The 14,764-nt window shown below is 58.5% G+C and carries 10 protein-coding genes; 5 read left to right on the forward strand and 5 right to left on the reverse strand.

Features of this window, described 5'->3' with window-relative positions:
- Positions 1–154: 154 nt before the first annotated feature.
- Both P5540_08855 and P5540_08860 read right to left on the reverse strand, forming a co-directional pair.
- Positions 155–1,348 (reverse strand): sugar phosphate nucleotidyltransferase, encoded by a 1,194-nt coding sequence (locus P5540_08855; protein HRT64926.1) that lies wholly within the window; start codon positions 1,346–1,348, stop codon positions 155–157.
- Positions 1,349–1,448: 100 nt separating this feature from the next.
- A complete protein-coding gene (locus P5540_08860; GenBank protein ID HRT64927.1) occupies positions 1,449–2,156 on the reverse strand; it encodes an RsmE family RNA methyltransferase in 708 nt (235 codons plus the stop codon).
- 174 nt (positions 2,157–2,330) lie between these two features.
- On the opposite strand from P5540_08860, the gene P5540_08865 reads away from it, so the two are divergent.
- A complete protein-coding gene (locus P5540_08865) occupies positions 2,331–3,326 on the forward strand; it encodes an ATP-binding cassette domain-containing protein (GenBank protein ID HRT64928.1) in 996 nt (331 codons plus the stop codon).
- Between the two features lie 112 nt (positions 3,327–3,438).
- On the opposite strand, the gene P5540_08870 is transcribed toward P5540_08865, so the two are convergent.
- The 3 genes from P5540_08870 to P5540_08880 form a co-directional block, all read right to left on the reverse strand.
- Positions 3,439–5,316 (reverse strand): acyl-CoA dehydrogenase family protein, encoded by a 1,878-nt coding sequence (locus P5540_08870; GenBank protein ID HRT64929.1) that lies wholly within the window; start codon positions 5,314–5,316, stop codon positions 3,439–3,441.
- 212 nt (positions 5,317–5,528) lie between these two features.
- Positions 5,529–7,085 carry a long-chain fatty acid--CoA ligase gene (locus tag P5540_08875; protein HRT64930.1) on the reverse strand — a complete coding sequence of 519 codons (1,557 nt, stop codon included), beginning with the start codon at positions 7,083–7,085 and terminating at the stop codon, positions 5,529–5,531.
- A gap of 225 nt (positions 7,086–7,310) precedes the next feature.
- A complete protein-coding gene (locus P5540_08880) occupies positions 7,311–9,197 on the reverse strand; it encodes an aldehyde ferredoxin oxidoreductase family protein (protein ID HRT64931.1) in 1,887 nt (628 codons plus the stop codon).
- 94 nt (positions 9,198–9,291) lie between these two features.
- Here P5540_08880 and P5540_08885 point away from each other — a divergent pair, with 94 nt between their 5' ends.
- From P5540_08885 to P5540_08900, 4 genes are read left to right on the forward strand one after another with little or no spacing between them, the layout of a single operon-like run.
- Complete coding sequence (locus tag P5540_08885) at positions 9,292–9,981, forward strand: SGNH/GDSL hydrolase family protein (GenBank protein HRT64932.1); 690 nt, start codon at positions 9,292–9,294, stop codon at positions 9,979–9,981.
- Positions 9,982–10,026: 45 nt separating this feature from the next.
- Positions 10,027–11,514, forward strand: coding sequence for a sugar ABC transporter ATP-binding protein (locus tag P5540_08890; protein ID HRT64933.1), 1,488 nt, complete (start codon positions 10,027–10,029; stop codon positions 11,512–11,514).
- The gene (locus P5540_08895) at positions 11,511–12,488 is read left to right on the forward strand and encodes an ABC transporter permease (protein HRT64934.1); all 978 of its coding nucleotides are present in this window, start codon (positions 11,511–11,513) and stop codon (positions 12,486–12,488) included. The genes P5540_08890 and P5540_08895 overlap by 4 nt, the downstream gene beginning before the upstream one ends.
- On the forward strand, positions 12,481–14,715 hold the full coding sequence (locus tag P5540_08900; protein ID HRT64935.1) for a substrate-binding domain-containing protein: 2,235 nt from the start codon (positions 12,481–12,483) through the stop codon (positions 14,713–14,715). The genes P5540_08895 and P5540_08900 overlap by 8 nt, the downstream gene beginning before the upstream one ends.
- The last annotated feature ends 49 nt before the right edge of the window (positions 14,716–14,764 follow it).

A 14,764-nucleotide genomic window follows, 5' to 3' on the forward strand; every position in this document is an offset into this window, starting at 1 on the left:
CCGTGCTCGTGTTTGTGCTCGTATTGTCCCTTGAGCCTTGTCCCTTCATCCTTCCTCCGCAGATTGCGCAGATGTTCGCAGATATTCACGGAGATGCGGATAATTAAAGTATGCAACCATCGAAATCGTCTGGGTCCGAACGCAAAATGAATCGCTACACGACGATGTCTTTTTCGACGATTTCGCCGGGACGGGTCGTGGCGCCGGGCCAGAGTTTGCGCCCCGGATAGATGGCGGTATGGATGCCCGTGTGCGCATCGTCGCCGATAACAGTCCCAAGCTTCTTACGTCCCGTGTCCACCGGATTCCCGTTGACTATCGAGCGGTGCGTTGCGCCGTCGTGCCGGACGTTCGCCGTGACGGTGCCGCAGCCAAGATTGGCGCGTTCCCCGATTACACTGTCGCCGATATAACTGAGGTGGCACGCATACACGCCGTCCATGAAAATCGAGTTCTTGATCTCGACGGCCTGTCCGATGCGGCAACCGTCGCCCAGTGTGACATGGGGCCGAATCCAGCAGTTGGGACCGATTTCGCAATTCTCCCCGATGCAGACCGGCCCGTCAATGACCACGCCCGAACGGATCACCGTGCCCTTGCCCACCGACACGGGACCGTTGATGACCGCCGCCGGATGCACCTCGCCCCCTATGCACGGCGTCATACGCTTCAGCATGAATTCGTTGGCATCAAGCAAGTGCCACGGATAGCCGATGGGAAACCAGTAACCGGCCGCCTCCACCACACGGAAGACGCCTCTGTCGGCAAGGGTCTGGACCGCCGACGTGATTTCGATCTCGCCGCGCACGGACGGTTCGGTGTGGCGTAAAACATCGAACACCTGGGGCGTAAACTTGTAGACGCCGATGTTGGCGAGGTTCGAGAAAACATCCGTCGGTTTTTCGACGAGCCGCACCACTCGGTTCTCTTCACCGACCTCGTAGATGCCGTAGAGACGCGGATCGGGTACGGTCATCGCCAGCGCCGCCTGTTCCTCGCGCGCAATGCGGGCCAAGTCCGCCGGATCATACAAGTCGTCGCCGTTCATCGCCAGAAACGGGCCGCCGATACAGTCCGCGCACTGCAGGATGGCATGGCCCGTGCCGCGTTGCTCCTTTTGGACCACATACTCGATCGGCATCCCGTCGTATTCGTTGCCGAACGCCTCGCGGATCATCTCCGCGCGATAGCCGACCACCAGCACAATTCCATCGGCCACGCCGCGCAGCGCGTCGAGTTGATGCGCCAGGATATGCTTGTTCGCCACCTTGAGCAACGGCTTTGGGCGCGTCAACGTCAACGGATACGTCCGCGTGGATTTTCCCGCCGCCATGATTACCGCTTTCATAGGAGCCTCCACATCTCAGTAAGAAATGGTATCGCAACGACCTCGGACGTGTCCATATCGCATAAAGACGGCATAAAGACAGCCCGATGGAGCACTGGAATCACAGACTCAGTTCATGGGTAATGAGCAGGGCGGCGACAATTCCCGCCATTTCCGCCCGATAGGTAACGTTTCCCAGCGTGATGGGCGTTGCGCCGCGGGCCATGGCCAGCGAATGTTCTTCTTCGGTAAGCCCTCCCTCGGGTCCGACGATGACGCCTGTTTCGCGATGCAACATGGCCTGCCGCAACGAAACCGGGTTGCCATCCCGGGTGGCGAGAAGGATCGGCATGGGTTCGGCATCGAGCGCGGCGTCCAAACCGGCATGGACGACAAAGGACGGAAGCCATACCCGGCCGCATTGTTTGCAGGCTTCGATGGCGATCCGCCGCCATTTTTCTTGCGGCCGGGGCAATTGCTCTGAATGTCCGCCGCGGAAAAAGACGAAACGCGAGATGCCGGTCTCGGTTCCGTGCCGAATCAGAAATTCGACGGCCTTTTCGCGCAGCAGCCACGCCTGAAAAAGCGTCACGCGCACATCCGGCGGCGGGTAACGTCGTTCGGCTTCGATGGCCACGACCACATCCCGCCGGGAAACTTGGGCGATGGTTCCATCGCATTCGCGTCCCTCGCCGTCGAAAAGCAACACGGGATCCCCCGTTTTTACGCGCACGACGCGAGCGGCATGATGCGCTTCCTCATCCGGAAGCGCCACAAGCGGGGGCGTCAACTGGTGCGCGGGGACGTGGAAACGATGAATGTGCGGCATCCGGCGTAGCAATCCTTTTTCCTGTTTGCAGTCTATCGGAAACATTCCGGAAATGCGAATCATCCACGCCAACACGGGTTTGTCTGTGTTATCATTACAGTCGGCTCAAAGCGGACAAGGCATCATGGCGATGCCCGGATTGGGCTTCGCCATGGATGCACGGATACCGAAGCGATGACCACGCTGCTCGACGTGCGCAATCTCAGCAAGCATTTTACGATTACGTCCGGACCCTTTCGCCGGGATGCCGGCGTAATCAAGGCGGTGGACGATGTCAGTTTTTCGATTGGCAGGGGCGAGACGCTTGGGCTGGTCGGCGAAAGCGGATGCGGCAAGACGACGACCGGTCGCCTGATCCTGCGCCTGATTGAACGCACTGCGGGCACGATGACCTTTCATCACGAAGGCGAAGCGATCGACATCGCTTCGCTTCAAGGCGAAAGACTGCGCCGGTTTCGCCGTCATATCCAACTCGTGTTTCAGGACCCGTTTTCGTCGCTCAATCCGCGTATGACCGTCTTCGACATCGTGGCCGAACCGCTGCGGGCGCACGGCTGCGGTTCCCGTGGCGAAATCGAGGCGCGCGTCGAATCGCTGATGCGATCGGTCGGATTGAATCCCGCGTATTTGCGGCGGTATCCGCATGCCTTCAGCGGCGGTCAGCGCCAGCGCGTCGGCATTGCGCGCGCGCTCGCGTTGAACCCATGCCTAGTCATCTGCGACGAACCCGTATCGGCGCTCGATGTTTCCGTCCAGGCGCAAATTCTCAACCTGCTCAAGGAATTGCAGGAACAGTTTGGACTCGCCTATTTGTTCATCGCGCACGACTTGTCCGTCGTCGAAAACATCAGCGCGCGCGTAGCCGTAATGTATGCCGGACGCATCGTCGAAATGGCGCCCACGAACGACATTTTCCAGGATCCAAGGCATCCCTATACCGGCGCGCTGCTGCATGCCTTGCCGAAACCGGAACCGGCCCGCGGCAAGGCCCGCCCTGTTCTGCCGGGCGAAGTCGCGGATCCGAGCCGGCTTCCTGACGGATGTCCGTTTCATCCGCGCTGCGTTCATGCGAACGGCCGTTGCCGCGGGGAAACGCCTTGCCTTCGGGAATGCGCCCCCGGCCATATCGTCGCATGCCACCGCGCCGAGGAAAATCTTTTGGGCCTGTGATTTCGCCCTGCATTTTCCCGGATGTTGAAAAGATTGCGAAAAGCCGAAAAAGGGGCAGGAACCGCAAACCGATTCCTGCCCTTATGAACAACGCTAAATGGTGTCTGCCTGCTTATTGGGGCAGATCCTTGTAGATATCGGTGGTCATCCAGTTCAGTTCGCCTTCCATGAACATCTTGCCGACTTTATCAATCAAGTCGTCATGGTTGCAGCAGAGCAGCCGGAAATTGTTCTCGATGCGCTTGCGCGCGATATTGCAGAACAGATCCACGACATCCTGAACCGTCTTGTTGTTCGGATCCTTGGCCAAAATGGCGTCGGCGCGCGCCAGCGCGGCGGCCATCGCATAGATGTCGGTGCCGATTTCGACATACCGGGCGAGAATGAGCGTCTTGCGTTCAAGTTTCTGCTGGTAGCGGGCCATGGTGTGGAACAAGCGTCGGGCCATCTTACGGCAGGTCTTCGCGCAATACGCAAGGTGCGCGACATTCCGCGAATTGAGATGCTTGGTATTGGAGGGCGCCGCGACGGGGAGCCATTGCTTGGGATACCACGCCGCATAGAACTTGAAAGCGTCCATGATGAGCGCCATCTTGCTCTTTTTCTTGACGTTGGCGCGCGGATCCATGATCGGCATGATCAGGCTGAAATGGGTGTCGAGGGCTTCGCGCGCGATAATCAGTTCCATGATCTGCGTCGTGCCTTCGAGGATGCGGGCCACGCGGGCGTCGCGCATTGTCCGTTCGCAGACCATCGGTACATCGCCGCGTTCCTTCAACGACGAAACATTTTCGTAACCACGACCGCCGCGGACCTGCATGAAGTCGTCGCCGACGCGCCACGCGGCCTCGGTGCAGAAATACTTGGCCATGGCGGCCTCGAGGCGAATATCCACGCCGCCCTTGTCGGCCAGCGCGCATGCCAGCCAATTCATCGCTTCCATCGCAAAAGTTTCGGCGGCAATGCGGGCCGTCATGTTGGCGACCGCCTGATGCTTGCCGATGGGCGCGCCCCACTGGATGCGCTTGTTCACCCAGTCGTGGAGGTAATACATGGCCTGCTTGGAGGCTGAACCGGCAATGGCCGGCACTGTCAAACGTCCCGTGTTCAACGTCATGAGCGCGATCTTAAGGCCTTCGCCGGGCTTGCCGACGATATTCTCGGCAGGCACTTTCATGTTGTTGAACCGAAGAAGACCATTCGAGATGCCGTGCAGGCCCATGAAACGGCAACGGTAGGCAACCTCAAAGCCTTTCGCGGTTTCGGGATCCTTGCGATCCACGACAAACGCCGTAATTTGCGGACGCATCTTGCCTTTGACTTCCTTGGGCGGCGTCTGCGCCATCACGATAAGAATCTCGGCATCCGGACCGTTCGTGATCCAGAGTTTCTCACCGTTGATTAGATAGTATTTGCCGTCCTCTGTCGGGGTGGCGGTGGTCTTCATCGCGGCCGGATCCGAGCCGACGCCCGGTTCGGTCAATGCGAAGGCCGACACCGCGCCGGCCGCCAGACGGGGCAGGTATTTTTTCTTTTGTTCGTCCGTGCCAACCACCTTGAGCGGCTGAGGAACGCCGATGCTTTGATGAGCGGACAACCACGTTGCCGTGCTCTGGCAGTACGTGCCGATATAGCCCACCACGCGGCTGTAATTCGTCTGCGACAAGCCCAGACCGCCATAATCCTTTGAAATTTTCATTCCAAAGAATCCGGCTTCGCCCAACCCCTTGATGGCTTCCGGAGGGTACACAAATTCACGGTCAATCTTGTCCGGATCGATGTACTTCTCCATGGTTTCCTTGGCTTTGAGGATCAACTCGTCGCCGATTTTCTTGTCTTCCGCGGGCTGTTCCGGATACGGATGCACCAAGTCCCACCGAAAGTTGCCCTTGAACAACTCCGCGATGAAACTCGGGTACTTCCACTCCGTTTCACGCGCATCCTCGGCCAGATCCATTGACTTCTGTTTTTCTTTGTCCTCTACTTGCATGGCTTTATCCTCTTTTTTAACTACTCCGCACGACCCACCACAGAGGGATTCACACCAGTGTACCCATTGCCCACACGAAAGTCAAAAACAAAATTGCGCATTCCAAACATAATGCGACACCGAATTTCCGCAAAAGGTAAACACTGCTATTTTTACAGCATCCACGCCTGCGCTTCGGTTCAACGATATTCTCACGAATTTGTCAAATAAATTCATGTTTTGTTTTCGCCGCCGCCACTTTCAAGGCTCATTTCGCGTAATTTTCGCTTGAGCAATTTGCCGGTTGGGCCCTTGGGAAGCGACGGCAAAATTTCAATATAGCGTGGCACCTTGTATTTGGCCATGCGTTCTTCGCAGTAATGGCGAAGTTCTTCCGGAGTTGTCGTGGCGGATTTGGCCAACGCGACATACGCCTTGACTTCTTCGCCGCGCGCCTCGTCAGGCACGCCGATCACGCACACTTCCACGATGTCGGGATGCCCATAAAGCGCTTCTTCGATTTCGCGCGGATAGATATTCATGCCGCCGCGAATGATGAGATCTTTTTTACGGTCCACGATGAAGAAATAGCCATCCTCGTCCATCTTGGCGAGATCGCCGGTGTGGAACCAGCCGTCTATAATGACCGATTCGGTCGCGCCGGGCCGCTTGTAGTAGCCTTTCATGAGATTATGGCCGCGCAGGACGATTTCACCGACTTCATCCACCCCGGCAAAGGTTCCGTCTTCGCGCATGATCTTCATTTCGCATCCCCAAATGGGGGTGCCGATGGAGCCGGGCTTGCTGGGCCGATCGGGCATGTTGAACGACGCAACCGGGCTGGTCTCGGTCAGGCCGTAGCCTTCGAGAATACGCACGCCAAAGCGATCGTAAAAACGGTTTAGCACGTCAACCGGCAACGCGGCGCCGCCCGACACGGCCATTTTGAGCGATGAAATATCGTATTGGCCGCTTTCCTCTGAACTTAGCATCCAGAAAAACATCGTCGGAACGGCCGCAAGGAACGTGACGCGATCGCGTTGGATGATTTCAAGGGTCTTCTTCGTTTCGAAGACGGGCAGCATGGTTAACGTGGCCCCGGCCATCAAGCCGACGTTCATCACGCAGGTCTGACCGAAGGAATGGAATAGAGGCAAGACCACCAGCCCGACATCGTCCGGCTGGACCTTGACGATATAGTCCCTTGCATAAAAGGCATTGAAAAAGATGTTGAAATGGGTTAGTTCGGCGCCCTTCGGGGTGCCGGTCGTGCCGGAGGTATACAAAATAACCGCAGTATCTTCCGGCATGGTCTGCACCATGTCGAAAGTGGGCGACGCCACGCCCAGCGCGGGTTCAAGGGCTTCGCCCACCGGAGGTGGCGAGGATGGCGATCCACCCACCAGAATGAGATGGCGGCAGGTTTCGGTCTGTAAAAACGCCCTTCGGGCTTCTTCCTCGAAACCGTGCCAGGCGATAAAGACAAAGGCATCCGAATCTTCGAGTTGATACTGGATTTCCAGCGCCTTCAACATGCAGTTGATAGGGACGACGGTCCCCCCCGCGTTCAAAATGCCATAATAGGCAATGGGAAAATGTGGCGTATTCGGCAGCATAATCGCGACCTTGTCGCCCTTTTTCACCCCGCGATCCCGAAGAACGTTGGCCATTTTTTTGACTGCGGCCGCCAATTCGGCATAACTCATTTTCCATTGGTCTAGAATGAGCGCCGTCTTTTCGGGATACTTCTCCGCGGTCGCGTCCAGGAAATACGCCAGATTCAAACTCATGCGTGCCGCCTCCCTGATTTTGCCGATACCGGCATACGCCCGTATCAGGCGTGTGATCATACTACGCCATTTGTTCTATTCTCCGGTTCTTCCATTGGGCGGCCAGCCAACCGCCGCACCGCATACTAGCGGAAAAAAAAGAGTGAATTCAACCCCGCGAAAAGAGATGCGCAGGACACATCCTCAGACCGGGATTCGCTTGTGGTTCAAAAGTCTTTCTCGCATTCAATCCAGAATCCATTCGAGTCCGAGTTCCATGAGTTTGGCCGGCAAGGGATTGCCGGTGGCCAAATCCCATCCCATGATTCCGTAATAATGGTCAAGCATGCTCGGAAAAATATCGCGTTTGACGTGTGCGCCTTTGCTGGGTCCGTCCGGAATGGGTTCATACAAACGATCAGGGAGTATGTCGTCGTGACGCGAGAAACCGCGCCGCGCATTCACCATGCGCATCATGTTCGTCTTGCGCTCGCCGACTTTCATAAGTTCCCAGAAGGTGCAATCCCAGCCGGTCACGTGACGGACGAAGTCTTCGAGTTCGCGGTAGCCGAACAGGTTGCCCGGTCCCCATACGAACATGCACAGCGTCAGCGTGTCGAGCAGGCTGTAGTAATGCTGGCTGAACACGGTCATTCGGATCTTGGGCAGATCGGTCGAAGATCGCGTACCCTTGCCGATGATGGCAAGGCCGGCGGCCAGTTCGCCGCCGCCCGCCAGGAGCCAGTCGTGTTCGCATGACATGTGGTCGCCGCCGATGGGAACCGTCGCATACATAATCGCCTGGCTCGGTTTGACCTGCGCCATGTGCGCGGGAAGCCCCTGGCCTTTGCAGTGGACGGCAAAGGGCGTCGTCTTCTCGCCGAAGTGTTTCACAGCCGCGTTGAAGCCTTCCGCGAGCACATCGCCGACCCCATCGCGGCGTCCAATGCGATCGATGAGCCAGAAAAGACTCTCCGGGTCGCCGAAGCACAATTTCCTACCCCCGATCGAATCGGTCGAGATGATCCCGTTTTCTGCGGATTCGATCGCATAGGCGGCGATGGCGCCCGTCGTAATCGTGTCGAGGCCGTATTCGTTGCACATTTCGTTGGCCTTCGCAACGGCTTCCGGAACAGTAATGTCGAGGTTCGATCCGAGTGTGCTCAACGTCTCGAATTCCGGTCCACCGAGTTTATCGCTGACTTCGTACTTCCCGGTACATTTGACGCGCTTGCGGCATGCGACGGCGCAACCCATGCACGTGGACTGTCCCGCGCCGATTTTCTCCCCGAACACCTGCCCGGACAATTCCTTGTATTCGGGATGCCAGCCTTGCGTGTAATTGTGCGTGGCCATATTGCCGGCCTCGGACTGGAATTGGACAACGCCGGGTGTGCCATGAGCGCGGAGCGTTGATGGAAAGTCCGACGTTTTGACCCGTTCGGCGCCAAGGGCCGCAAGATTACGAATGGCATCCGGATTGGCTGTGGCGAGTTTGGCCTTGCGTGGCGCTCGAACGACAACGGCGCGGAGGTTCTTGGATCCCATGACGGCGCCCATGCCCGTGCGCCCGACCACGTCGTTTCGGCCGGCCATGATGCACGCATAGCGGACAAGGCGTTCGCCGGCCGGACCGCATTGGAGAACGCAAACGCGCGTGTCGGCCTGTTTGAGTTCCGATTCCAGGATATCGTGGACTTCACTGACAGGACGTCCCGTCAGATGGGCCGCATCGCGGATTTCGACCTTCTCGCCGTCCACGAGCACATAGCAGGGCGCATCCGCCTTGCCGGTCACGACAATGGCGTCATATCCCGCCAATTTGAGAAAAGGCCCGAAATCGCCGCCGGCCTGCCCTTCCCCCACGGCATTCGTCAATGGAGACAAGGCCACCGCGCTGAAACGGCTCGCGCCCGAAATGGCACAGCCCGTCGTCACGCTGGGCGCAAGCGTCAACACATTCTCTGGTCCGAGCGGATCGGTTTCAGGCGTCGTTTCTTTCAACAGAAAATACGCCCCGAACGCGCCTCCGCCCATGTAGGTGCGGTAGAACTCTTCGGGAAACGCTTCCTTTTCGATGGATCGCGTGCCGAGATTTATCCGTAATATGACGCCATGGTAACCGTTGGGCATGTTGACCTCCCTGCCGTTGTTTCCCGACATAAAACAGCGCATTATAAGAGGCCGGACGGATTGCAATCCAACCGGTGGCACGGAGGTGAAAGCCATGATGTGGCAAAGGACAATCGGGGCGTTCGTGAAACTGGCTCTGTGCATGGCCTGTGTATGCGCGGGCGCGGCGGAACACGGGGCCGGACGCACGGCAAAAACGGATCCGGAGTTCGCGCCGGTACAGGACGTCCAAGGCCTGCCGCGCGTACTACTCATCGGCGATTCGATTTCCATCGGCTACACATTGCCGGTGCGCGAATTACTGAAGGGGAAGGCCAATGTCCATCGCATTCCGGTCAATGGGGGCCCGACCCCCAACGGATTGCGACACCTGAAAGAATGGCTAGGGACGGGCAAATGGGATGTTATCCATTTCAATTGGGGTCTGCACGACCTGAAATTCATGGAAGACGGCGCCCGGCAAGTCGCCATTGGGCAATATGCGGCGAATCTCCGACAACTTGTGAAAATACTCAAACAAACCGGAGCAAAATTGATTTGGGCCAGCACGACACCGGTCCCGACCGAAGAGGTCAAGCCGCCGCGCAAGAACGACGACGTAATCGCGTACAATGCCGTCGCGAAACAAATCATGGATGAAAACGGGATATCCATTGACGATTTATATGCGTTTGCGCTGCCCATACTGTCTTCAATTCAGAGACCGGCCAACGTACATTTTACCGAGGGTGGTTCGAGAGCTTTGGCGGAACAAGTGGTCAAATCCATAAAAAGCGCGCTATAGGGTTTCATGATGCGGCCTCACGAATCGGCATTCGCTGCGCTTGTAATGGAAGGTGTGTCGAAACGTTTTCCCGGCACGCTCGCCGTGGACAACGTCTCCATGGAAGTGCGCGCGGGAGAAATCCATGCGTTGATGGGCGAGAACGGCGCGGGCAAGTCAACGCTGATGAAGATCCTGGCCGGCGCCTTCAACGATTACACCGGCGCGATTCGCGTGGGCGGGCAAGAAGTGCGCCTCGAATCGCCGATGGCGGCAAAGCGACACGGCATCGGAATGGTCTTTCAGGAACTGAGCCTTGCGCGTCCCATCAGTATCGCCGAGAATCTCCTGGCCGGACGAATGCCTGTCACGCGGTGGGGCATGCTCGACCGGCGGAGAATGCTCGATGAGGCGCGGCGCTGTCTTGAACTCGTCGGACTCGACATCAATCCACTCAAAACCGTCGAGGAGATCAGCCAGCACGAGGCGCAACAGGTCGAAATTGCGAAGGTGCTCGGAAACGCTCCCTGCATACTGATTCTCGACGAACCGACGTCGGCCTTGTCGCGCGAAGAAGTTCATCGGCTCTTCGCGATCCTGCGCGATCTGCGGCGCGGCGGCCTCGCGATCGTGTATATCTCCCATCATTTGCCGGAAGTCTTCGAGATCGCCGATCGGGTCACGGTACTGCGCGATGGGAGAAAGATCGCCACCCGCGACATCGCGGACACGACACCGCAGGCGCTTGTCCAGATGATGGTCGGCCAAACCATCGAGCGGTTCTATTCGAGGCGCGAAACCGCATGGGGCGGAAGCGCTCTTCGTGTCGAACATCTCACCCGGCATGGTTTCTTTCATGATGTTTCTTTCGAGGTCCGGAAAGGTGAAATTCTCGGACTCGCCGGATTGTCCGGCGCGGGACGGACGGAACTGGCGCGATCGTTGTGCGGACTGGATCCGCTGGACCATGGCGTCGTGAACGTGTGCGGGGAAGAGTTTGCCGGAGATTACCCGCAAGCCGTCGCGAAAGGGCTGGTCTACCTCACGGAAGATCGCAAAGTGGACGGATTGTTTCTTCGTTTGTCTGTGGAGAAGAACTTGCTGGCGGCCCTCCTTCCGTTCCACTCGAAGGCAGGGATTTACCGGTCTGGCCGCGATATATTTGTAACGCGAAAATACCTTGAAGAACTCGAAGTGGTGGCAGCGTCGGCGGAAACGGATGCGGGAACGTTATCGGGCGGCAACCAGCAAAAGGTGCTCTTGGGCAAGTGGCTCGCGACAAATCCGCGCGTGTTGATCCTCGACGAACCAACGCGCGGCGTGGACGTAAAGGCCAAGAGGAAGATTCACGAATCGCTTTTGGCAATCGCGAACCGGGGTGCGGCCATGGTGCTCATCAGTTCGGATCTGCCGGAGTTAGCCGGTTTGTCCGACCGTGTCCTCGTCATGCGGCGTGGTCGCCTGATTGGGGAAATGCACAAAGAAGACCTTTCCGAAGAAGCCCTCTTGCTTGCGATGAACGGGCACGAAGCTCCGGCCGGAAGATCCCCATGATCAGACGGACCCGACCGATCAGTCACATCATCGAGATGGCCGGGATCTATGTCGTTGCTCTTTTGTTACTGATTGCCGGAGCGTTCGTCTCTCCAGACTTTCCGACGGCGGAGAATTTCGTGAATATCCTGAGCGCCGTCGCATTGCTGGGCATTGTTTCATCGGGAATGGCCTTCGTGACCTTTTCCGGCAACATGGCGGACCTCTCCGTGCCGGCCATCATGGCATTTTCGGGAATTATCGCGGTGGCCGCGCTGCCGCTGGGATTGGCGCCCGCGCTGGTCATGGGCATCCTCGCGGGTGTGGCGATTGGCGCCATGAACGGTCTTGTCGTTGGAAAACTGAATGCAAATCCAATCCTGTGGACGCTGGCCGTGGCCTTCTTCATGGAAGGTTTCATGCGTTTCACGTGGAGCAACAACCAAGTCTATCCGGACACTGCGCCGGGCACGCCGGGCGCGGCCTTCATCGAAATTTTTCGCATGCACGCCGGGCCCGTGCCGCTGGTTGTCGTCATCATGCTGGCGCTGTTTGCCGCGGGACACCTCGTGATGACGCGGACGCGGTTTGGCCATGAAAGCCGCCTGGTGGGTTCGTCCCGTGCCGCCGCGCGCGCATCCGGCATCCGTGTTTCGCGCGTCGTGTTCCTGAATTTCGTTGTCGCGGCGTTTGCGGCGGCGATCGCCGGAATCCTGATCACATCCATGAACAAACTCGGCGTCTTCTATCTGGGACAGGGCTACGATTTCAAGGCCGTCACGGCGGTCGTGATAGGCGGCGTAATGCTGAGCGGCGGACGCGGGCATATCCCGGGCGTGTTCGGCGGCGTGTTGGTCATCGGCCTGCTGGCGAATATCATGACCTTCCTTGGCATCACGGCGTTCCGGCAGAACATCGTCATGGGGATCGTGTTCATTGCCGTCGTGGGTCTGCAACAGTATCGGCTTCGTGCACAGGGGAAAGATTATGCCTAGGCTTGCCCGCCTGCTGAACGAACACCGCGCGCTTATCATGCTGGCCATGCTCTTCGCGGCCTTGTCCGCGTTCGCGCCGAATTTTCTGTCCATTCACAACATGACGGCCATCCTGCGCGGGGCGAGCCTGAATGCGGTGGCTGCCATCGGGTTCACGATTGTGCTCATTCTCGGCCAGTTGGACCTGTCTATCGGCGCAGTGGTCATGCTGTGCGGGATGATCGCAATACGTCTGGAACCGTCGCTGGGCTGGGCCGGCGCGATTGCGGCGGCACTGACAACGGGTGGAACCGTTGGCGTCGCAAACGGCCTCCTGGTCGTGAAGGCGCGCATCAATTCGTTCATCGTGACACTCGGCACGATGACGATGGTCACGGGGCTGATGCACCTCTACAGCGGCGGTGGATCGGCGGCCATCGCGGATTTCCGGCTTGCCGACTGGCTCGAAACGCCGGTTGTTCCGTTCCTGCCGCCGATGGTGATTATCACGCTGACATGGGTCGCCGGCTTCACCGTGTTTCTGAATCGAACGCGAGTCGGGCGCGGTTTCTTTCTGGTCGGCGCCAATCCCGAAGCCGCGTGGCTGGCCGGATTGAACCGCGACCGGTACTTGATGGCGGGATTCGTCCTCTCCGGCGTCACGGCGGCGCTGGCGGGCGCGATGTTCGCGGCGAGCCTCAGTTCGATGACCTCGGCGGCCGTGCTCGGAACGCGAACTCTCATGACGGTCCTGGCGGCGGTCATCATCGGCGGAACGCTCATGACCGGCGGAAAAGGCAGTGTGCTCAAGAGTTATTTCGCCGTGTTGATGTTGACAACGCTGTTCAACGGGATCGGCTGTTTCGGACTGGGATTCGAGGTCCAGATCTTCGTGAACGGCTTGATTTTGGCCGTGGTCGTGCTGTACGAGGCGTACGCGATTCACCGGCACGAACGAATGAAGGGACAGCGGCCCGACTTGATGAGGGAAGCCGCCGAAGGTAGGGTATTCGCAAGCGACGAAGGAGCGCCCGACATGAATTCGAAAGACCGGTTCCCGCTGATTTGTATCACGATTGTCGCGATTGTCGCGATCGCCGCCACGGCCATCACGGCGATGTATTTCAAGTATGCGTCATCCCAAGCCATGCTGGTTGCAGGCGTGCCGGCTGAGTCGGCCCCGGAAGTGGATGTTTTTTCACTCAAGGGAACCGACGGCCAGCCCTACATCCTCCGTGCAACCGAGAAGAAGACGATTCCCGAACGCCCGGCCGATCCCTCTGCCCTGCCGGAAACCGACAAGGGCCATTGGTGGGACATCGAGTTCGCGGGATGGAAGGCGGAGAAGGTCCCGATGCCGGATTCGCCGAAGAACGGCCCACGCGGAAAGAAGGTGATTCTGTTGAAAGCGGGCGATCACCCGTACTGGACGGCGTACGTGAACGGGTTCACCGTCATGGCGAACGCATACGGCATGAAGATCAAGGTGTTCAATGGCAACTGGAACATGGACCTTCAAGCGCAACAAGCAGACCAGGCCGTCAACGAACGGCCCGATATGGTTATCCTTGCGCCCGTTGACGCGACCGCCTGCACGCCGCTGTTGCGTAAAATCAACAAGGCCGGCATCCCGTGCATCGCCTCGAACACCATCCCGTGCGACGAGGCCATGAAGTATTGCCTTGCGTGGACCGGCCCGGATGATTGGGGGCAGTTCCGCATGCTGGCGCGCGTGTTTGCCGACGCGCTCGGCAAACAAGGCGGCTATGCCATTATCCGCCACATGCCGGGCAGTTCGCCGTTCTTCTCGCGGACCTATGCGCCCATCACCGAACTCCTCGATTACGCGCCGGAAATGAAGATGCTCGCCATGGACACCTCGAATCTCGAGGCGGAAGGCGCGATGCAACTGACCGCGGCATGGATCGCGAAGTTCGGCGCCGAACTGAAAGGGTTGATCCTTGCCGCCGACGATTTCAGCCTGACGGGCGCGCTCGAAGCCCTACGCACAGCCGGACGGACGGATATCGTGATCGTCGCCGCGGGAAACAGCAAAACGGGCATGGATGCCGTGAAAGCGGGTGATGCGCTGGCCATCACCTATCAGTCCGCGGAAGGCGACGGCGCGCTCGCCGTCCATTCCGCCGCTCGCTGGTTCAACGGAGAAAAACTCGACCCGGTGACGTATCTGCCGAAACACATCATCACGAAGGCCGATGTGGACCAATTCATGCCGGCCCAGTGGTAGAATGCAGGACTTGTCGTGCTCGACGTCGTGATCGTCATCGCAATCGGGC

This window comes from Candidatus Hydrogenedentota bacterium (genome assembly GCA_035450225.1).
GTDB lineage: Bacteria > Hydrogenedentota > Hydrogenedentia > Hydrogenedentales > SLHB01 > DSVR01.